This is a genomic window from Paenibacillus sp. RC73 (genome assembly GCF_044908085.1).
In the GTDB taxonomy this organism is placed as follows: Bacteria; Bacillota; Bacilli; order Paenibacillales; family Paenibacillaceae; genus Paenibacillus; species Paenibacillus terrae_A.
Map to the genome: position 1 here is coordinate 42,664 of NZ_JBIYCV010000011.1, position 21,278 is coordinate 63,941.

Sequence of the window (21,278 nt, forward strand, 5' to 3'; positions counted from 1 at the left end):
GTTTATGACTACATCCAACACAGGTATCCCCTTATACTGAGGTTAGATCAACATGTACGCCTGACGAGATCAAAGTATGGGCGTCATTTTAAAGGAGGATCATAAATAAGTATGACACAACTCCCATTAGCCCAATTGAAAAAAAATATGGCTCCCTACGAGAAAATAAACACGAAATCCAGCGTTCTGCAACTCATTAACACCCTGGGTCCACTGATTCTGCTATGGTATGCCGCTTATCTTAGTCTGTCGGTATCGTATTGGCTGACTCTTCCGATTACTATTATTACTTCCGGATTTGTTATACGAGCATTTATCATTTTTCATGATTGCGGTCATCAATCGTTCTTCAAAAGCCGCAGGCTGAATGACATTGTGGGCACGATTACAGGTATTATTACACTTTGCCCGTATGACCAATGGAAAAATAGCCACGCGATCCACCATGCAACCAGCAGTAATCTGGACAAACGAGGCACAGGTGATATGTGGGTGCTTACGGTGGAAGAGTATGTAGAAGCTTCTGCATGGACACGACTGGCTTATCGTGTATACCGGAGTCCATGGGGGATGTTCGGACTCGGTCCGATCTACACTTTTTTGATTTCCTATCGCTTTAACACAAAGAAGGCAAAACGCAAGGAAAAAATGAACACCTATTTGACGAATGTATCCCTCGTCGTATTGTACGCTCTGTTGTGCTGGGCCATCGGATGGCAGAATTTTGTTTTGATACAGGCACCTATTTTTTTTGTATCAGGTGTGCTGGGAATCTGGTTGTTCTATGTACAACATCAGTTTGAGGATTCGTATTTTGAGCATGATGAAGAGTGGAGCTATATTAATGCAGCCGTAGAAGGCAGCTCTTATTATAAGCTTCCTAAGGTGTTGCAATGGATTACGGGCAATATCGGCTTCCATCACGTTCATCATTTGAGTCCGAAAGTACCGAATTACAATTTGGAGAAGGCGCATGATGCCACCCCGCAGCTTCAAAAAGCGACGACTATCACGGTGAGCACAAGTCTGCAATCTCTGAAGTTCCGGCTTTGGGATGAAAGCACGAAAACCTTTTTGACCTTTAAACAAGTGAAGCCGTTGCTCAGCAAACGTGTTGCCGTTACGAAACCCGTCCCCACACCTGTTGTGAGTACGGAAAGAAAATAACTTTGTACGAAACACGGTATGATAAGATAAGGGATATAAGCTGAATTAGTGAAATGATAAAGGGTGGGCAGGATGCAAAAATGGTATCAGATTTTTCAAAGAAATACGGGACTTAACCCTTATGTATGGGTCGTCTTTTATATCCTGCCCTTCTATTTTTTTAGCTCCTCATCTACAAGCCATATTGTGCTGGGTACCATCATTATTTTAGTGTTTTTTGCTTGTTATGTACTGGCTTTTGTCGCTCAAGGTTGGCTGATCTACTTCTGGACCAGTGTACAGATTGCGATATCCATTACCATGACGTTGTTATTCAGCTATATGTATTTCTCGATATTTATCGCTTTCCTGATTGGTAATATCAAAAGCAAGGCCGCATTCACTACATTGTATATTGTTCTGATGGTCTGTACCATTGGATTGATCAATTATGGTTTTGTTTCTGGAAATCCTGTTTTTATTAAGCAGATTCCCTTTGTTTTGCTGAATCTGCTTGGTGTAATCTTGATTCCGATAACCACTTTTAACCGAAATAAAAGTGATCGGCTTCAAGTGCAATTAGAGGATGCCAATAAGAAAATATCGGAATTGATTAAGCTGGAGGAGCGGCAAAGAATTGCGCGCGACCTGCATGATACTCTCGGTCAAAAGCTGTCACTCATCGGACTGAAAAGTGATTTGGCTGGCAAGCTGATGGATCAGTACCCGGAGCGGGCTCACGCTGAAATTAACGATGTTCGTCTTACGGCGAGAAGTGCGTTAAAAGAAGTGCGGGAAATGGTCACTCAGATGCGAGGTATGCGATTAGAGGATGAATTACTGCGTATTCGGCAGATTTTAAAGGCTGCTCACATTGAATTCACCTTGGAGGGCGACCCAAAGCTGGAGCATACGTCTTTGATGAACGAGAATGTGCTTAGTATGTGCATGAAAGAGGCGGTGACCAATGTGGTGAAGCACAGTGGCGCTACAGCCTGCTCCATTACCATTGAGCCGTCTCGTAAGGAGCTGACCCTTCGGATTCAGGACAATGGAGTCGGCGTTACGGGAGAAAGTGCAGCCTTTCGGGGGAATGGTCTGCAAGGGATGAAGGAACGGCTCGAATTTGTGAACGGGTGTATGGAGCTGCGTTCAGATCAGGGAACGGCCCTGATCATAAAAGTGCCGAATATTACTGAAAAGCCAAATGAGGAGGTGGGGCCATGATTCGAATCGTCATTGCGGAAGACCAGCGTATGCTGCTGGGTGCTTTGGCCTCCCTGCTGGACTTGGAAGAGGACATGAAAGTAGTCGGAAAAGCAAGCAACGGGGAAGAGGCTTTAGAGCTGGTCAAGCTGCATCAGCCAGATATATGCATCATGGATATCGAAATGCCAATCAAAAGCGGATTGGATGCGGCTGAGGAACTCAAAGGCTTGAATTGCAAGGTGCTGATTCTGACCACATTTGCCCGTCCCGGATATTTTGAACGGGCCATCAAGGCAGGCACGCACGGTTATCTGCTCAAGGACAGTCCCAGTGAAGAACTGGCTTCCTCGATTAGAAGTATTATGGCAGGCCGCCGCATTTATGCTCCAGAGCTGGTCGATGATGCTTATGCGGAAGTTAACCCGCTGACCGAGCGTGAGAAGACCGTCTTGTCGCTCATAGCTGATGGGAAGAACACCAAAGAGATTGCCGGTGAGCTGTACCTAACGACAGGAACGGTGCGCAATTACATTTCAGTCATTCTGGATAAGCTGGGTGTCAGCAATCGAATTGAGGCGATTACGCGTTTTAATGAAAAAGGCTGGTTTAAATAAGCGTAAGGCAGAAATGTTCAAGGAGAAACAGGGGAGCTATGAAGGAAGACATAGCTCCCCTGTTTTGTTGTTTTATCGGAGGATACATAAGAGAAAGTATATGCCTTTAGTCTACTTCCTTGTGATACAATAGGATAGCTGTCCATGGGATGGACCGTAGTACAAGGAGGAACGGAATCGTATGAAACAAGCCCCATTTATAGCCGTTGAAGGGCCGATCGGAGCAGGAAAAACGACGTTGGCTTCCATGCTTTCAACGGAGCTGCATATGCCGATTATTAAAGAGATTGTCGAGGAGAACCCGTTTCTCGATAAATTTTATCAAAATATAGATGAGTGGAGCTTCCAACTGGAAATGTTCTTTCTCTGCAATCGGTACAAGCAACTGGAGGATACTGGCCTGCAATATATTGAGAAGGCACAGCCTGTTATTTCCGACTATCATATTTATAAAAATCTGATTTTTGCTGAGCGAACCCTAAAGGGTGTGAAGCTCGAAAAATATCGCCAAATCTATCATTTGCTCACCGACGATATGCCTAAGCCGGATATGATCATCTATATTAAAGCCGATTTGGATACGTTGCTGGGCAGAATTCGCAAACGGGCGCGCTCCTTTGAACAGGAGATGGACCCGGCATATCTGGAGCAGCTCATCACCGATTATGATAATGGCATACAATTTCTTGCCAAACAGGCTCCTTTTCCCAAGATATTGACCGTTAACGGGAATGAGATTGATTTTGTAGAAAACCGAGCACAATTTGAACAGATTGTTTCTGATGTAAAGGAGCTTATTCAATGAATAAATACAACATTCCCGCGAATGCCCTGATTACGGTAGCGGGCACGGTAGGTGTGGGGAAATCCACACTAACGGCTGCTTTGGCTGAACGCCTGGGCTTTAAAACCTCACTGGAGAAGGTGGATCATAATCCATATCTGGAGAAGTTTTATCACGATTTCGAAAGATGGAGCTTTCATCTGCAAATTTATTTTCTGGCCGAGCGCTTCAAGGAGCAAAAAAATATTTTCTTATCCGGTGGAGGCTTTGTGCAGGACCGTTCGATTTATGAGGACACAGGAATTTTTGCGAAAATGCATGCCGATCAGGGGACGATGAACCCTACGGATTATGAAACGTATACCAGTTTGTTTGAGGCGATGGTAATGACACCGTTTTTCCCGCACCCGGATGTGCTGGTCTACCTGGAAGGCAGCTTGCCATCCATACTGAGCCGGATCGAGGAGCGCGGTCGTGAAATGGAAATCCAGACCGAGCGATCTTATTGGGAGCAAATGTATCGCAGATATTCCAATTGGATCAACGAGTTCGATGCCTGTCCTGTGCTGCGTCTGAACATTGATGAATATGACGTGCATGATCCCGCTTCTATGGATGCCATTTTGGTAGAGGTAGGCAAGGTAATTTCTAAATAAATAAAAATTGTTGACCGTCCGTGAGGACGGTTTTTTTGTGTTACACATTTCTAAAAGCCTTGCACATCTGTGCAGGTAAGCACGCTGAAAATGATCCATCAGGAATATGGATTGGCGATCATGAAGCTGGTATATTTTGATTGATGGATATAGGAACATATGTTCTTTTCTGTGCTTTCTTATTCATTGTCGTGGTATAATATGAGCAGATGGAGTTGATTCTAGTGGTAGAAATGCTGGACCCCCGCAATGACTTTTTGTTTAAGCGCATTTTCGGAAGCGAGGAAAATCGTGATGTGCTTTTAACTTTTCTAAATCGTACCTTTGAGGAAGCGGGGAAACCTCCATTAACGGAAATTGTCCTTTTGAATCCGTATACGGATAAGGACGCACCGCATGATAAGCAGTCTATTTTGGATATTCGGGCCAGAACGACGGAAGGTCAGCTCATTAATGTGGAGATGCAGCTTTTCAATAAGTATGACATGGATAAGCGAACTTTGTTTTATTGGAGTAAGCAGTATGCAGGACAATTGTACGAAGGCCAATCCTATAAGCTGCTGAGAAAGTGTGTAACGATCAACATTTTGAATTATTCCTTCCTACCGAACAGCCGTTATCATAATGTGTTTCATTTGACAGAGGACCGTACGGGCATTTCGTTTAGTGATGATATGGAGTTACATTTTTTGGAACTTACCAAACTGGATGAACACGAGATTCCGGCTGGTAGCGGTGGCTTGGTCAACTGGCTTCTGTTTCTAAAGGGAAGTAATCTATCTCAATGGGAGGTACTAGCCATGAATGAACCCGGTTTGAAAAAGGCGATGACTACGCTGGAGTTTCTAAGTCAGGATAAAGAGGCGCGTTTACAGTATGAAGCCCGACAAAAGTACCTGCATGATGAGGCTTCCATGATCGAAGGCGCAAGGGAAGAAGGTTTGAAGCTAGGTAAGGCAGAGGGAAAGGCAGAAGGTAAAGCAGAAGGTAAAGTTGAAGGAGAGCGCCAGAAGGCAATTGAAATCGCACGAAATATGCTGAATATGGGGCTTGAAATTGAAGTGATTGTAAAAGCATCTGGCTTATCCGAGCCAGAGGTGCGTTCGCTGAAAGTATAAATTAGAAACAGCATTCAAGGACTGTGGTACAATCAGAATGAATTTGGCTGATGGCCGCAGTCTTTTTTTGTCGAATGAGAAGCTCTAAGGACGAAGTATGCCTAACCGTATAGTGGACAAGCTTAAGCTAGAATGCGAGAATAGATACATATATTAAATGTAAATGACTCACGGGGAAGGATGGGATACTGTGATACGTTTTGGTATTGTTGGAACCAACTGGATAACGGAGAGATTTATTCAAGCCGCGGTAGAGACGGACGAATTTGCCCTGACGGCGGTGTACTCACGAACAGAGGATAAAGGCAAAGCCTTTGCCGCCAAGTACAGCAGCCATCCGGAGGTATTTACAGACTTGGCGCAAATGGCTGCAAGTGATCAGGTGGATGCCGTATACATTGCCAGTCCCAACTCCTTGCATGCGGAGCAAGCGATTGTGTGTATGAATCACGGAAAGCACGTGCTGTGCGAGAAGCCGCTTGCCTCCAATGCAACGGAGGTGCAGAGCATGATTGAGGCTGCGCGCAACAATGATGTTTTGCTGATGGAGGCCATTAAGTCCACGCTTATGCCAAACTTTAAAATCGTTAAGGACCATATGTATAAAATTGGTCGGGTCCGGCGTTATTTTGCAAGTTATTGTCAATATTCATCACGCTTTGATGCTTTTAAGCAAGGAAAAGTGCTGAATGCCTTTAATCCGTCTTTTTCGAATGGCTCCTTGATGGATCTTGGGGTTTATTGCCTGTATCCTATGGTGGCATTGTTCGGCAAACCGGAGGAAGTTCGCGCGGTTGGCGTGCTCTTGTCCTCTGGTGTAGATGGGGAAGGCAGCATCGCTATGCGATATCCGGATATGGACGCCGTCGTCATGCATTCCAAGATTACCGATTCATATTTGCCTGCCGAAATTCAGGGTGAGAATGGAACGATGGTGATCGACAAAATTAGCCAGCCGTATGAGGTGAAAATTCATTATCGGGACGGCACGATTGAGGATCTGACGAAAGCACAGACCCGTGAACCGATGTATTATGAAATTCAGGAGTTTATTGATCTGATTAAAAGCGGAGAACGTAATAGCTCCATTAATTCACTGGAGTGTTCACTCGCAGTCGCTGAAGTGATGGAGGATGCAAGACAGCAGATTGGTCTTCGTTTTGAAGCGGATTTGAAAAATACGTCTGCACATTAGTTGGTTAGTGATTAACGATACCCTTTAACATGGGAAACAGGGCTGCCGGTTTTGCGAATTTTGCAAACATCCGGTCGGCCTTTTTTGGTTCTATATGTCCAATAGTGTAAGCGGCTGTGATCACAGGAGGATGAAGGATGTATTCATTTTTATTGACAGATTCTCCTTCTTGTCTTAAGGTGTTAACCATACGGTATATAGTTAAATAATCCCACCTCCGGTATAAAAGGAGCCAAGGGAGCTTTTTTTAGGCTATAATTCCGATTAATTCAACCGGATTACTAAAAAAGTGGGAACGCAGAGGTGCAGATGTAAGGAGGTAAGCAGGTTTGATTAAGTTTGAACAGGTCAGCAAAATATTTTCTTTGCCCAATCGAAAGGTAAGTGCACTGGAAGAGGTTTCGTTATCCGTTGAAAAAGGAGAGATTTTCGGCGTCATTGGCTTCAGTGGAGCAGGTAAAAGCACGCTATTGCGGCTTGTGAATTTGCTGGAGCGTCCCTCGGGAGGGCGAATTGTCGTGAATGATCAGGATATTACCCGTATACGGCCCAAGGAGCTAAGGGACTTAAGAAGGCGGATCGGGATGGTGTTCCAGACTTTTAATTTATTCAACTCGCGTACCGTGTATGGGAATCTGGCATATCCACTGAAGCTGGCCAAACTGCCAAAGGCGCAGATTGATGCTCGTGTTAAGGAACTGCTGCAATTTGTAGGGCTGGAGGACAAGGCAGATTCCTATCCAGAGCAGCTATCTGGCGGTCAAAAGCAGCGGGTTGGCATTGCCAGAGCACTGGCGAACTCGCCGGATATTCTGATATGTGATGAAGCAACCTCGGCGCTCGACCCGGAGACGACAGAAGATATATTAAAGCTGTTGAAAAAGGTCAATGAGGAATATCAGATTACGATCTTACTCATTACCCATGAAATGAACGTGATCCGTAGTATCTGTGACCGTGTCGCGGTGATGGAGAATGGCAGGGTGATAGAACAGGGCAATGTGTTCGATGTATTCGCCAATCCACAGACGAAAACGACGAGAAATTTTATTCGCTCAGTGCTGAATGATCAGCTATCACCCAAACTACTGAGCAAGATTCGGGAGCACCATGCCGGACGGCTGTACAGACTTATTTTTCGGGATGGGGCGACAAGTGAACCCGTGCTGTCGAGGGCTACACGCAAATACAATCTGGATTACAACATCGTATACGGCAGCATTAATGAGCTACAGGGAGCGCTGTTCGGCAGCCTCATTGTGGAGTTGATCGGGGCCAAAGACGAGGTTGATAAGGTCGTGGAAGAACTGCGAACGACGGTAGAAGTCAGGGAGGTCGTCGATCATGAGAGTTAATTGGGATACATTTTGGCTGAAGGTGGTGGAGGCTACAGGTGAAACGCTTCTGATGGTTGTCGTCACGCTGGTTTTCGCCAGTATTTTGGGGCTTGCCATTGGTTTGCTGCTGTATGTGACACGCCAAGGGAGCCTGTTTGAAAACAAATTTGTATTTATGCTTCTGAATTTGCTGATTAATATCATCCGGCCTATTCCATTTATTATTTTCCTGGTAGCGATTAGCCCGTTTACACGCTTGATTATGGGGACCACCATTGGCACTTCGGCGGCTATTTTCCCGATGACCATTGTAGCTGCCTTTGCTGTAGCGAGGATTGTGGAAAATAATCTGGTTTCCATCGACCCGGGGATGATTGAAGCGGCCAAGGCGTTGGGGGCGACTCCTTATCAGATCATCACGGGTGTGCTGATTCGGGAAGCGTTGGGACCTTTAATTCTCGGGCTGACGTTTATTACAGTGGCATTGATTGACTTCTCTGCAATGGCTGGCACCGTAGGCGGGGGAGGTTTGGGGAATCTGGCGATGACCTATGGTTATCAACGGTTCGATACCTCGGTCATGATTGTCACGATTGTTTTGCTGATCATTTTTGTACAGGTTGCCCAATATGCGGGGAACTACCTGTCACGTAAATTTTTACGACGCTGATTTGAAATCAGGTATCTTACATAACGATTAAAGGGGAAATGGACATGAAAAAAATGATTCGTTTGGGTTTGCTCGCTATTCTTAGTGTATCTCTTCTTTCTGCGTGCTCGGCTAACGGTTCAGGCTCAGGTGCAAATGAAAAGGTGCATGTTAAAATCGGGGTTTCCGGGTCGGAAGACACATATTGGGATGTGCTCAAGAAGAAAGCGGAGGCTAAAAATATTGAAATCGAGCTGATCAGCTTTTCGGATTACACGTTGCCCAACAAGGCACTTGCCAATAAAGAGGTGGATTTGAACTCCTTTCAGCACTTGGCTTTCCTCAGTCAGTTCAACGTGGAAAATGATCTGAATATCGTTCCCGTTGGTGCAACGGTCATTGCTCCGATGGCGCTGTACTCCGAAAAATTCAAAAATGTATCGGAACTTCCTGACGGCTCCAAAATTGCTATACCGGATGATCCCTCCAATCAGGGACGTGCTTTGAAGCTGCTCCAGTCTGCCGGGCTGATTGAATTGAAGAAGGATGCAGGCTTGTATCCAACCACGGATGAGATTGAAGGCAATCCGAAAAAGCTGGAGATCGTTCCTGTCGTCGCCCAACAGACGCCGCGTGTGTTGTCTGATGTAGCAGCTTCGGCTGTGAATAGTGGTGTCGCTACAGATGCCGGGTTCAAGCTGGACGCGTCCATTTACAAGGATGATGCAAGTAGCGAGGAAGCGAAGCCTTATGTCAACGTATTTGCCGCCCGTGCGGAGGATAAGGACAATGCAACCTACCAAACGATTGTGGATTTGTACCATGATCCGGAGGTAGCGGAGGCTGTAAAACAGGATTCCAAAGGAGCCAACGTCGTGGTAGACCAGTCTGCGGAGGAACTACAGGCTACATTAGATAAGCTGGTGGCGGATGTCAAAGCGCAAAAGAAATAAGGGTGTTTGAAAAACAGGATTGAAAGCATATGATTCCAAAAAAAGAGGAGAGATTGCGATGAGTGCAACGAACACGGTGGATACGCACAAGCAGCGGATTGTAGAACACATCGAGGGTTCCCGGGCGCTCTATACGGAGACGAGTCGGTTTATTCATGCCAACCCTGAAATCGGGAATCAGGAATTTCAAGCTTCCCGGGCGCTGACAGATATTTTGCAGCAGGCGGGTTTTGAGATAACCCGTAACGTGGCGGGTCACGAAACCGGATTTGTTGCCCGCAAGGCTTCGACCCGACAAGGTCCGAAAATCGGATACCTGGCGGAATATGACGCGTTGCCTGGCCTGGGCCATGCTTGCGGGCATAACATTATCGGGACGGCGAGTACGGCTGCCGCCATCGCCTTGGCGCAGGTGATTGACGAGACGGGAGGCGAGGTGTATGTATTCGGCACTCCGGCAGAGGAAGGTGGGCCTAATGGCAGTGCGAAGGGAAGCTTCGTAAAGCATGGGCTGTTCGAAGGGATTGACGCTGCGCTGATGGTTCATCCGTCTGGTGTAACCCGGCTGACTTCGCCAAGCCTGGCGGTTGACCCGCTGGACTTTCATTTTTACGGCAAAGCGGCTCATGCAGCCGGATCACCGGAGCAGGGGATTAATGCGCTGGATGCGGTTCTTCAATTGTTCAGCGGCATCAATGCCTTGCGTCAGCAGCTTCCCACCGATGTACGGATTCACGGCATTATTACGCATGGGGGAGACGCACCCAATATTATCCCGGATTATGCATCTGCACGCTTTTTCATCCGGGCAAGCACTTGGCAGCGAACGGAGGAGGTTTCCGCGAAGGTTCGTAATATCGCAGAAGCTGCCGCATTGGCAACAGGGGCTACCGTGAAGATCGAACGTTTTCAAAATGAAGTGCGAGATTTTATTCTGAATGATACGCTGGATGAAGTTGTAGGCCGGGAACTGGAAGCGCTGGGAGAACAATTGGATCGTGGACCACGTGGCGGAATCGGCTCGACAGATGCGGGCAATGTAAGCCACGTCATTCCGACTGCGCATGCCTACATTAAAATCGGATCGGACGATCTGATTGCACATACGGTGGAATTTCGGGAAGCGGCCGGCTCTGCCAAGGGAGAGGAAGCCTTAGTGACTGGCGCGAAGGCGTTGGCCTTGTCGGGGTTGCAGCTCCTGGTAGATGAAGCGCTGCTGGCTGCGGTGAAAGAAGATTTTAAACGCACGCATTTAGCGGCACAGTAAGCATCATCGGTGATGTAAAGGAGAGCGATCTGATCTGAGCATTGCACTTCGAAAATTGGTGCTGTGATATAAGCCGATTTTAATTGCTTCTATATTAATAGTATAAAAGGATATCCTACAGTCTTGTTGGCTGCTTGGATATCCTTTTTCATTTTTTTATGGGACGTCTGCTGCTGTGCTCGTAATACTTACGCCCTGTTCGGAAGCTGGTAAAACGTACATAATGCTATTAACAGGTTCAACGTTTAAAAGTATATGTTGCAATAGTATAAACTGAGGGACGGATAAGTGGCTAGAGATTTCCAAGCAAAATATAGGAGGCTGAAACGATGGCTTATCAAGAAATCAACGGAGTGCGAGTGTGGGGAGTACCCGATTCAGGGGCGTTATCTCAAGCCCGTACTTGTGCAGAGAACGGTAATGTGATTCAAGCGCTGCTGATGGCGGATCATCATAAAGGCTACAGTCAGCCGATTGGCGGCGTGATGGTATATGACGGACAAATTTCACCTTCGGGTGTCGGATATGATATCGGATGCGGAAACAAGGCGGTTAGGACCAAGCTGTCCGCAGCAGATATTTTGCCACGTATTCCATCCATTATGGATGAGATTGCACGTCATATTTCCTTTGGCGTAGGCCGTATAAATGCGGTTCAGGTAGACCATGAGCTGTTCGATGACCCGGATTGGGCGGTATATGCTGCGATTGGGAAACAGGAGCATGACAAGCTGAAATCCTTGGCGAGAGACCAGTTGGGTACGGTGGGGAGTGGTAATCATTTTGTTGACGTATTCGTGGAGGAAGCGACAGGTCAGGTCTGGATTGCGAATCATTTTGGAAGCCGGGGCTTTGGACACAAAACAGCAAGCGGATTTCTAAACTTGGCTGCAGGACGGGAGTTTCTCGGAAAAGCGCCGGGAGAGCATATGGATCAACCGCCAGTGCTGCTGGACATGAATAGTGAGTTGGGGGATATGTACTACCGTGCGATGCGGCTTGCCGGACGTTATGCTTATGCGGGACGGGATTATGTAATAGATCAGGTGCTTGGTATTATGGGCACCGAAGCGGACTTTGCCGTGCATAATCACCATAATTACGCTTGGAAAGAGCAGCATGATGGACGTGACACGATTGTAGTCCGCAAAGGTGCTACTCCCTCGGCTCCTGGTCAAACGGGTTTTATTGGCGGAAGCATGGGCGATATTTCGGTGATTGTACGCGGGAAGGATACGGTAGAAAATTGCGATTCCTACTATAGTACAGTTCATGGTGCAGGACGCATTATGAGCCGTACGCAGGCAGCCGGTAAAATGAACTGGAAAACCCGTACGCGCAGCGGCGGGCAGATTACGGACTTGCAGATGAAGGAAGCCGTTCAGAACTATGGTGTCGAGCTGCGCGGAGCGGGTACGGATGAAAGCCCGTTCGTTTACCGCAAGCTGCGCGAGGTGCTGGACGCTCATGCTGAGACGGTGGAGGTTCTGCATGAGCTCAAGCCTATTGGAGTATGTATGGCGGGGGCGAATGAGTTCGATCCGTATAAGGATTAATAAAAAGACTATGCATGGCAGAAGTGTTCATTCGCCGAGCATAGTCTTTTGAGTACATAAATGAGTATATAATAGAAGGAATTCATTGCTTGATGCGTTTGTTAGTAGCTCTATGTTTACAGCTTGTCCGCAAACAGCTGTTCTTTGATATAAGAGACCGGCATTTCCTGGCCTGTCCACAGCTCGAAAGCAAGTGCGCCCTGCCACAGCATCATGCCCAGACCGTTAATGGCGGTTGCACCTACGGATTCAGCTTGTTCCATCAGCTTGGATTTAGCCGGGCTGTATACTACATCGGTCACGATCAGGTCGGAACGAAGCATGGATACATCTTCAATCACACTTTTGCCTTCCAGCGGTTTCATGCCGACGCCTGTACCGTTAGCGAAGATATGACTTGTGCGGATCTCTTCACACAGTTGTTCTTGATCTTCCAGAGGATATATATTCGCTTTGACTTGGGTGTGTTTCATATCTTCATTAATAATACGGACATTTTCTTCTGCACGGGCAAAGAACTGATCATTACGGGCAAAGATTGAAATTTCAGCCAGACCTGCTTGAGCCGCTTCAATAGCAATGGGTGTAGCTGCACCGCCAGAGCCGACGAGTGTCATTTTTTTGCCTTTCAGATCAATACCGTGTTCACGCAAGTTGCGAACATAACCAGATCCGTCTGTGCTGTAGCCTTTCAGCTTACCATCCGTGTTCACGACGGTGTTGACGGCACCTGTAAATTTAGCGCTGTCGTCCAACTCGTCAAGGTACTGCACAATGGCTGTTTTGTTTGGCATGGACACGTTATAACCGCGTATGTTCAGAGCACGCATCCCCCGTACCACTTCTTCCAGTTGTTCATTTCCTACTTCAAAGGCCATATACGCGTTGTTCAGGCCCAGTTTTTCAAACGCAAGATTATGCATAGCCGGGGACAAGGAATGTCCGATCGGTGTAGCAAGCAGTCCGATTAATTGTGTTCTTCCGTCAATACGTCCAGCATTTTTCATGATATAAGCCTCCAAGTTATCTGTGTAGTTTAATGAAATACTTTTTTATATCGATAAGCAACAAACACGGCCAGCAAAATACTGACTACGGCAATCGCAATATCCAGAATGAACACGGAAGTAATTCCGAGGCTCTTGGACATGCCCCCGGTAGCTAACGGCATCAGAATGAACGAAAGACTGGCTGCAATGTTCACGAGAGAAGTCGTAGTTCCTTTATTCTTGCGGAAAAATTCAGTCATAACGGTGAGAGCAATTTGGAATATACCTGCGGTAGACAATCCGATTAAGAACGAACTGATTATAGTAGCGACAGGATTGTGCCATGTAATTAAAGCCAGCAAGGAAAGCAAGGCAATAAACGGATACACAATCATGACGGTAACCGGTTTAATGAATCTGCCAAGTACCACGGCTAGCAGAATAACGGAAACCAACGAACCTATACTATAGTAGCTTAGCAGTTTAATAGCACTGGCTTTGTCCATGCCAAGAGCTTCTTGTCCAAAGGTAGGAAGCCATAGCTGCACGACCATGAACAATAGAGTGGAAGTAAAACCGATAATGATCAGAGAGAGCCCCTCTTGCCAAAACTTAGGCTCACTTCGGAATGTATCCATGGATTGAGCAGCCTCGGTTGTAGCCTTTTGTTCCTCCATTTTGTGATTGGGAAAGGCTGTCATCGACAAGAAGATACCACTCAGCAGATAAATACCTGCCGGAATAAAGAAGGAGTAGCCATAGAACATATTGTGATCGATAAAGAATGCAATCATGAACGGAATAACAATGGCACCGATAGAAACGGATGCTTTGACCAAGACCGTTGCAGATCCGGCTTTTTTTCCGAAACCTTCAATTAATGCGGGATACGTTCCCGAATCCATCATGGAGTTACAAAGCCCTGCGATAATAGCAAATACGAATGCCAACGTATAGTTGGGTGCAAGGGGAATACCGATCAGGAAAATTAAATAAGCAAATGATGCTATCACAACGAGTGGCTTTCTTCCATACTTGTCTGACATTTTCCCGGCTACCCCGAGCGCCAGCAGCTTGCCGATCCCGATGGCTGACACCAGATAACCGATGGCAGCCTTATCCGTGTTCAATTGCACGGTCAGGAAGCTCATATTCGAGGAGAGAATAACATTGATCATACCCAGAAGAAAATAGTTGATGTAAAGCCCTGTTGCCATTCTGATATAAGGATTTTTCATGAGTATAGCTCCCAACTTAATTTTTAGATCAATGGTTTAATAGTGAAAAAATTCACATTGTTTCTATGTCTTTATTATATAAGGAGTGTTATTATAAATCCAATGCATATTTCTATCGTTTTCCATAGTTTAGGTCTATAATTTAAAAAATAAATTAAAGAAGGGAACTACATAATTATGAACCTGAAGCACCTACAATATTTTCGTGTACTTGCAGAGATGGAGCATTTTACCCAAGCAGCTTTACGACTATGTATTACTCAACCCAGTTTAAGCCATGCGATTTCAGAATTAGAAAAGGATCTGGGGGTTCATTTGTTTGAAAAGCAGGGGAGGAATATTCGGCTGAACAAATACGGACGATTTTTCCTGAAATATGTGGAGCATGCGATGGATGAATTGGAGAAGGGAGAGCACAACTTGCGGGAATTGGTTAGTCCAAGCCATGGGAATGTGGATCTGGCGTTCATTTACACGTTAGGCTCTCACTTCATTCCAGCGATCATTCAGGCCTTCTCGGCCTCGGATGCCCGTAAAGACATATCCTTTTCTTTTCACCAAGGGAACACGAACGATATTATCCAGGGCTTGAAGCAGGAGCATTATGATGTGGCGTTCTGTTCGCACATGGAAAATGAACCGGACGTTGAATTCATTCCGCTGGCTCAGCAGGAGCTTGTTGTTATTGTTTCACCAGATCATCCGCTGGCTTCGCTGGACCAAATCGATCTCAAGGATACGGCGGCTTATCCTTTTATCTTTTTTAACAAGAAAAGCGGTATCCGTCCCATTATTGAAAATTTGTTCGCCAAAGCAGGTGTTACTCCAGAGATCATTTGCGAGATTGAAGAGGACACGGCGATGGCAGGGCTGGTATCTGTGAATTACGGAATTGCAGTCATGCCTCGAATTTCATCGTTGGATTATTTTAACGTCAAAACATTGCCCATTGTTAATCCCGAATACGAGCGTTTTATCTATCTGGCGAGCATCAAAAACAGGTATTTATCCCCGGCTGTAGTGGACTTTCGGAACTTTGCGCTAAGCTACGGTGAGGAATTTTATCTGAAAACGCATCAGCGTGTCTAAATGTGTGTCTCGCAATATTTAAACTTGATAAATTTTAAAATGTGTTCTATACTTCATCATCGACACAGATGATGTGAAATGATTCACATTATTGGCACCACAAGACTTACTCACAAAAGCAGGTGAATTCACGATGAAACGTTCTTCTTTTCCAGTGGCGTCCGGCCTTTATGTAAACTATCTTCTGTTTGGTATGTTTAACATTATGCTGGCGTCACACATGTCCTTTTTAACCGAGCATTTGCATACAGATCAGGCGGGAATCAGTCTTCTGGTATCCGCAATGGGATTTGGCAGGCTGTTTACGCTGTACATATCCGGGGTGCTTTCCGACCGTTATGGTCGCAAGCCGTTTATTATAGCCGCAGGGCTACTAATGGCCGTTTTTTTGGTTGGTATACCGCTAAGCCCCAGCTTTGAAATTGCGATGGTGCTGGCAGTGCTGGCAGGTGTAGCGAATTCTTTTCTCGATTCAGGCACCTATCCAGCTCTGATCGAAGCTTTTCCTCAATCTTCCGGTTCGGCTACTGTATTGGTGAGAGGTTTTATATCCATCGGAGCGGCGTTTTTACCGTTAATGATTATCTTTTTTATGAATCACGATATTTTTTACGGATTCTCATTCTTTTTACCGGCACTCATATTTGCTTTGAATGCGATTTACCTGTTCAAAATGAAATTTCCAGACATGCGGGTTCAGGCGCCCAAGGAGCCAGTTCACGATACTAGCGTGTCTGACGTGGAACAAACGGTGGATCTAAAATCAAATGACCGGAGCAAGCCGCGCTTCTGGCAGGAAGGACTGTGCCTTATTGTTCTCGGCTTTACCGGGCCTACCTTGCTGTACATCGTTCAGTTGTGGCTGCCTACTTTTGGACAGCAGTTTATCGGTATGACTGAATCAGAGTCCCTGAGGTTATTAGTCTATTACAATGTCGGTTCTCTCGTATCCGTGTTCGTATTGGTGATTGTGTTAAGAAAGTGGATCAAACCTGTTCACATTATTCTCATTTATCCATGCATTTCTTTGTTGGCTTTTGGAGCATTGCTCCTTTTCAAATCACAGGCTGCGGCCATTATTAGCTCATGTGTCATCGGGTTTTCCATTTCGGGTGTGCTTCAGCTGACATTGACCGTGATGAGTGAATTTTTCAGTCAACGTAAAGGACAGATTACGGGATTTATTTACACGGCAACTTCTCTGTCATACACGGTCATTCCTGTGTTTACGGGGTTCCTTTTGAAACATTCCCAAATATCCAGTGTGTTCATGCTGGCTATTATTGTGAATGTGTTGGGTATAGTGCTGGCGGTATTTGTTAATTTCCGATACAGTACAGTTTTTCCAGCGAACCGCAAATTGCCCTCCAAAATCGCGCTGGAAACGGAATAGTAGGACAGGCTAAACCTAATCATCAGCTGGCTTATTCAGAATGCGTTATACTATGAAATATTGTAAATGCTCGATTTAAAACTATGATTTGGGAGTGAGTTAGATATGGAAAAAATCGTAAAGGTGAAAGATGTTTTGATCGGTGAAGGCGCGCCTAAAATCTGTGTTCCGATGGTGGGAGAAACGTTGGAGCAACTGAAGGAAGAAGCTGCCTATTTGCGTACACTCGACTTGGATATCGTGGAGTGGAGAGTCGATTTTTTCGAGCATGTAGAGGATTTGGAGAAGGTTAAGGCTGCCTTGATTGAAATCCGGTCCATCTTGGCGAATATTCCGCTCGTCTTTACGTTCCGCAGCGCCCGGGAAGGTGGGGAAAAGGAAATCAGTACAGCGAGTTATGTGGAGTTGAACCGCACGGCAGCCGAAACGGGACAGGTAGATATCATTGATGTGGAGCTTTTTAATGACGAAGCCGATGTGAAGGCGCTGGTGGAAGCTGCGCATAAGCATAACGTATCCGTGATTATATCCAACCACGATTTCCAGAAGACACCGTCGAAGGAGGAAATCGTATCTCGGTTGCGTAAGGCGCAGGAGCTGGGAGGCGATCTGCCTAAAATAGCAGTTATGCCAACAAATACGGCCGATGTACTGACCTTGCTGGATGCCACGCGTATCATGGCAGAGGAATATGCAGACCGGCCTATTATTACGATGTCGATGGCGGGAAAAGGTGTCGTGAGCCGTCTGACCGGAGAGCTGTTTGGTTCGGCTTTAACCTTTGGTGCCGCTAAGAAAGCTTCCGCGCCGGGGCAGATACCTGTCACTGAACTGAGAGAGATATTAACAGTGCTGCACAGTCATTCATAAAAGACACATGGTATTAATGCTGACAACCCAAGTGCCAGCATCCAAAAAAGGAAGGTCCGCATGCAGTAAGCATGATGGAACCTTCCTTTTTGTAACTCTAATTCAATCCACGAGTAGGCTCATACAGTTCCCAACCGAGATTTAGAGTTTGAATAATGTAGTCTGCGACTTCTTCCGCATCCAGCTGATCTGTATCGATCTTGGAGTGATTTACCGCGTAAATGTCCTGTCTGGAACGGAAAAGAGCTTCGATTTCGTCCAAATTCTTGTTTTGCAGATTGGGACGGGTATCGATGAGCATCTTGAGTCGATCCTTCCAGGATTCCCAATTTAAATCTAAAAAGAAGACGATAGATGAAGCCAGGCAAGCCTGTTTAACCTCTTCTTGTAAAAAGGCACCGCCACCAACCGAGATGACTTTCAGGCGGGTATTGCTGCATAGTTTGAGAATATGCTCTTTTTCAATCTCACGGAATCTTTTTTCTCCATATGTTTTGAAAATTTCTGTTGTCGGCATGTTGTACTCTTGTTCAATCTCCTGATCAATATCCACAAAGTCCCGATACAGCTTGCGCGCGAGATGGGAACCGATCGTTGTTTTGCCTACACCCATAAAGCCAATGAGCACAATATTCTGTTCTCTTAATGGAATCTCTCTCTTGTTTTGCACCATAACCACTCTTTTCTCACCAGTAATGTTGAGATGTAACGCTTCAAAGCGCTAAATACATAAATACATTATACGTTCATCAAACGTGTCATTCAATAGCATAGATCACTTTAGGAGAAAGGTACAAGATAAAATGGTGTTCATCACCATATGGATGATATTGAACATGTAAGACGGACGGATTAGTTCATAAAGTAATTTCATGCGTAATTTCTCGAAAAATAAACTTGTACAAGCATAAAAAAGGCAATATTGTGTACTTAATTGAAAAAAAGGACATATTTTGCCGAAAAATATATTGAAATTACTGGAAGTTGGATTATAATAGAGTTATGCAAATTGTAAATGAAATCGCTGTATTTACAATTTGTGTTTAATTAAATTTATGTGATTTGATAACTTTGAACCAAATACCAAGTATACATATGTAAATAATAATATATATTTCACAGACGTGTATTGGTCAATGGGTTCATTGTACGAAGGTGGTGATACGGTCTACGCACTCTAGTCAACGAAGAATTGTGAGACAGGAATAAAAAAAATATCTTCGAGAGGGATGAATTGAAATGAACACAAGAACAGCCAAAGTATTGAAAAAGGGAATGAGTATCGCTTTATCAGGTATGCTGGTCGCTTTATTTGTTGGCAATTATTCTGCTCATGCAGCTCCAGAAGTGGTTAGTAAAACCATTCTTGTAAAAGCCGGAGAAGTATACGATGGTAAGGGGAAGACGGTAGCCGCTGATCCAAAAACCTTGGGTGACGGAAGCCAGGCTGAGGCCCAAAAGCCTATTTTCAAGCTTGAAAATGGTGCAACTTTGAAAAATGTGATCATTGCTGCCCCTGCTGCGGATGGTGTGCATGTGTATGGCAACGGAACCATTTCCAACGTAACGTGGGAGGATGTAGGTGAAGATGCATTGACGCTTAAAGAAAAAGGTACGGTAAACATTACGGGCGGTGGAGCGTTCCATGCATATGATAAAGTCTTCCAAATCAATGCCGAGGGCACGATTAACATTAAAAACTTTAGAGCCGATGATATCGGAAAACTGGTTCGCCAACTGGGCGGCTCTACCTTCAGAGTGAATATGACTTTGGATAAATCGGATATTTCCAATGTAAAGGATTCGATCCTGAGATCGGACGGTCCTAACAGCACAGCTAAAATTACGAACACTCGTTATCACAATGTGCCACAATTGTTCAAAGGCTTTAAATCCGGTAATACGAGTGAGTCTGGCAATACTAAATATTAATCGGAACAGGATAGGAGCGGGGATGGAAATCGAGAGATTTTGATTCTATCCTTGTATAGATTGAAAATAGGGGCTGTCCCACAGATCGTGATGGGACAAGCCCTATTTAGCTTTTATTTGTTTTTTGTGCCGCCGGAGGATACCGTTGGAACGCTCAAAAGACAAGCCGGGCTTCGTTCAGAACGAGTACTGTGATATGATCTTGCTATTACATTTTATACAAAAAAGTTGGGAAGCTATGAATCTATTTCATCCATATGTGAATGTTGACGGTACTTTGAATGATACGCAGGTGTGGAGTCGGGAAGTTTTATATACAGGTACAAATGGTCGGCATGTTGAACGTTTTTACGTGTCACCTTCTGAGAGTTATGTGTTCAAGCCATTAACCAATGATGAGCAAGCAGGCCGGGAGAGATGGGTGTATGAGCATGTACTTCCTTCACTACCGTCGGTTTATCCCCGATTGCTTGCCTGCTCTGATTCAGAGGAAGATGGCGGAGTAGAATGGATGATTTTTGAGGATCTTGGTCCGTTGCATCATCTACACGAAGAACAAACGATGTTGCGGGCTGTTGGACTTATAGCAGGGTGGCATGCTTTGCCGCCGGATCGTTTTACCGGAATTCCACTGCGAGGACCGAAGCCGCTCATTCAGGAATTGGTTTCTGAGTTGTACATGCGCAAGCTTGATGTATTGAAGCTTTGCAGCTCGTTAGGGTTTCCTAAACAGCAGGTTCAGCGTATGTATGCACAGCTGGATCAGTTCGCTTTTTCACCGCAGCTTGTGTTGTCTCATGGTGATCTTCATCCGGGCAACTATGCGCTGAGTGGGGAGCGGCTGATGGTGCTGGATTGGGAGCATGCCCATTTGAACACACGGCTCTGGGATGTGTATCATCTGATCGACATGTCCCACCCGTTGTTTCCCCGGCGTATAACGTTCGACTTGCGAATTCGCTTGCTGGACAGGTATTTGGAGCAGCTGGACCTGTTGGGAGCAGGACTGGAGCGAGGCGTATTTATGCAAGAATATGGCATGTTTGCTGTGGTATTTTCGCTGTGGATGCTGTTGTTAATTGAAAGTGATTTGCGAAGGATCGGAACGGAATTGCATATAAACAGTGATAAATGGTCAAAAGAGCAATTAGAAGCCCAACGGGGCGAGGCGTTAGCCTGTTTGAACCAATGCGCATTGATGATGGAATGGGGACAAGTCAGAAGGTGTGAATAAAGAGTTTGAGCTGCAGCGTGTGTACAGATCGTAAACAAAGGTGGGGACA

20 protein-coding genes are annotated in these 21,278 nt (G+C 45.5%); 17 read left to right on the forward strand and 3 right to left on the reverse strand.

The window, feature by feature from the left end; all coding sequences use genetic code 11:
• The first annotated feature begins 111 nt into the window (after positions 1 to 111).
• From desA to ABH897_RS22450, 12 genes are all read left to right on the forward strand, one after another.
• On the forward strand, positions 112 to 1,167 hold the full coding sequence (desA, locus tag ABH897_RS22395) for a Delta(5) desaturase DesA (protein WP_283657617.1): 1,056 nt from the start codon (positions 112 to 114) through the stop codon (positions 1,165 to 1,167).
• 72 nt (positions 1,168 to 1,239) lie between these two features.
• The gene (locus tag ABH897_RS22400; RefSeq protein ID WP_404592725.1) at positions 1,240 to 2,373 is read left to right on the forward strand and encodes a sensor histidine kinase; all 1,134 of its coding nucleotides are present in this window, start codon (positions 1,240 to 1,242) and stop codon (positions 2,371 to 2,373) included.
• Complete coding sequence (locus ABH897_RS22405) at positions 2,370 to 2,969, forward strand: response regulator transcription factor (RefSeq protein ID WP_283654733.1); 600 nt, start codon at positions 2,370 to 2,372, stop codon at positions 2,967 to 2,969. The genes ABH897_RS22400 and ABH897_RS22405 overlap by 4 nt, the downstream gene beginning before the upstream one ends.
• Before the next feature lie 181 nt (positions 2,970 to 3,150).
• The gene (locus ABH897_RS22410) at positions 3,151 to 3,774 is read left to right on the forward strand and encodes a deoxynucleoside kinase (protein WP_283654734.1); all 624 of its coding nucleotides are present in this window, start codon (positions 3,151 to 3,153) and stop codon (positions 3,772 to 3,774) included.
• Entirely contained in the window at positions 3,771 to 4,409 is a 639-nt protein-coding gene (locus ABH897_RS22415; RefSeq protein WP_283654735.1) for a deoxynucleoside kinase, read from the forward strand. The genes ABH897_RS22410 and ABH897_RS22415 overlap by 4 nt, the downstream gene beginning before the upstream one ends.
• Positions 4,410 to 4,618: 209 nt before the next feature.
• Positions 4,619 to 5,527 carry an Rpn family recombination-promoting nuclease/putative transposase gene (locus ABH897_RS22420; protein WP_283654736.1) on the forward strand — a complete coding sequence of 303 codons (909 nt, stop codon included), beginning with the start codon at positions 4,619 to 4,621 and terminating at the stop codon, positions 5,525 to 5,527.
• A 193-nt stretch (positions 5,528 to 5,720) separates the two neighbouring features.
• Positions 5,721 to 6,722 (forward strand): Gfo/Idh/MocA family protein, encoded by a 1,002-nt coding sequence (locus ABH897_RS22425; RefSeq protein WP_283656195.1) that lies wholly within the window; start codon positions 5,721 to 5,723, stop codon positions 6,720 to 6,722.
• A 329-nt stretch (positions 6,723 to 7,051) separates the two neighbouring features.
• Positions 7,052 to 8,077: a methionine ABC transporter ATP-binding protein gene (locus ABH897_RS22430; RefSeq protein ID WP_283654737.1), complete on the forward strand. Its 1,026-nt coding sequence runs from the start codon at positions 7,052 to 7,054 to the stop codon at positions 8,075 to 8,077.
• Positions 8,067 to 8,729, forward strand: a complete 663-nt coding sequence (locus ABH897_RS22435) for a methionine ABC transporter permease (protein WP_404521064.1) — start codon at positions 8,067 to 8,069, stop codon at positions 8,727 to 8,729. The genes ABH897_RS22430 and ABH897_RS22435 overlap by 11 nt, the downstream gene beginning before the upstream one ends.
• Before the next feature lie 44 nt (positions 8,730 to 8,773).
• Positions 8,774 to 9,661, forward strand: a complete 888-nt coding sequence (locus ABH897_RS22440) for a MetQ/NlpA family ABC transporter substrate-binding protein (protein WP_283654739.1) — start codon at positions 8,774 to 8,776, stop codon at positions 9,659 to 9,661.
• A 58-nt stretch (positions 9,662 to 9,719) separates the two neighbouring features.
• Entirely contained in the window at positions 9,720 to 10,928 is a 1,209-nt protein-coding gene (locus ABH897_RS22445) for a M20 family metallopeptidase (RefSeq protein ID WP_283654740.1), read from the forward strand.
• Between the two features lie 329 nt (positions 10,929 to 11,257).
• Positions 11,258 to 12,484: an RtcB family protein gene (locus ABH897_RS22450; protein ID WP_404521066.1), complete on the forward strand. Its 1,227-nt coding sequence runs from the start codon at positions 11,258 to 11,260 to the stop codon at positions 12,482 to 12,484.
• A gap of 116 nt (positions 12,485 to 12,600) precedes the next feature.
• On the opposite strand, the gene ABH897_RS22455 is transcribed toward ABH897_RS22450, so the two are convergent.
• Positions 12,601 to 13,491, reverse strand: a complete 891-nt coding sequence (locus ABH897_RS22455) for a shikimate dehydrogenase (protein ID WP_404592726.1) — start codon at positions 13,489 to 13,491, stop codon at positions 12,601 to 12,603.
• A gap of 29 nt (positions 13,492 to 13,520) precedes the next feature.
• The gene (locus ABH897_RS22460; protein WP_283654743.1) at positions 13,521 to 14,711 is read right to left on the reverse strand and encodes an MFS transporter; all 1,191 of its coding nucleotides are present in this window, start codon (positions 14,709 to 14,711) and stop codon (positions 13,521 to 13,523) included.
• A gap of 177 nt (positions 14,712 to 14,888) precedes the next feature.
• On the opposite strand from ABH897_RS22460, the gene ABH897_RS22465 reads away from it, so the two are divergent.
• The 3 genes from ABH897_RS22465 to aroD all read left to right on the forward strand — a co-directional run bounded on the left by ABH897_RS22465 (position 14,889) and on the right by aroD (position 18,063).
• Positions 14,889 to 15,800 carry a LysR family transcriptional regulator gene (locus ABH897_RS22465; protein WP_404592727.1) on the forward strand — a complete coding sequence of 304 codons (912 nt, stop codon included), beginning with the start codon at positions 14,889 to 14,891 and terminating at the stop codon, positions 15,798 to 15,800.
• Positions 15,801 to 15,933: 133 nt separating this feature from the next.
• Entirely contained in the window at positions 15,934 to 17,193 is a 1,260-nt protein-coding gene (locus tag ABH897_RS22470) for an MFS transporter (RefSeq protein WP_404592728.1), read from the forward strand.
• A 105-nt stretch (positions 17,194 to 17,298) separates the two neighbouring features.
• Positions 17,299 to 18,063 (forward strand): type I 3-dehydroquinate dehydratase, encoded by a 765-nt coding sequence (gene aroD / locus ABH897_RS22475; RefSeq protein WP_283654746.1) that lies wholly within the window; start codon positions 17,299 to 17,301, stop codon positions 18,061 to 18,063.
• Between the two features lie 97 nt (positions 18,064 to 18,160).
• Here the strand turns inward: aroD and ABH897_RS22480 are convergent, their stop codons facing one another.
• Positions 18,161 to 18,733, reverse strand: coding sequence for a shikimate kinase (locus ABH897_RS22480; protein WP_283656196.1), 573 nt, complete (start codon positions 18,731 to 18,733; stop codon positions 18,161 to 18,163).
• Between the two features lie 569 nt (positions 18,734 to 19,302).
• On the opposite strand from ABH897_RS22480, the gene ABH897_RS22485 reads away from it, so the two are divergent.
• Entirely contained in the window at positions 19,303 to 19,995 is a 693-nt protein-coding gene (locus ABH897_RS22485; RefSeq protein ID WP_283654747.1) for a pectate lyase, read from the forward strand.
• A 196-nt stretch (positions 19,996 to 20,191) separates the two neighbouring features.
• Entirely contained in the window at positions 20,192 to 21,229 is a 1,038-nt protein-coding gene (locus tag ABH897_RS22490; RefSeq protein ID WP_404580843.1) for an aminoglycoside phosphotransferase family protein, read from the forward strand.
• Positions 21,230 to 21,278 lie beyond the last annotated feature (49 nt).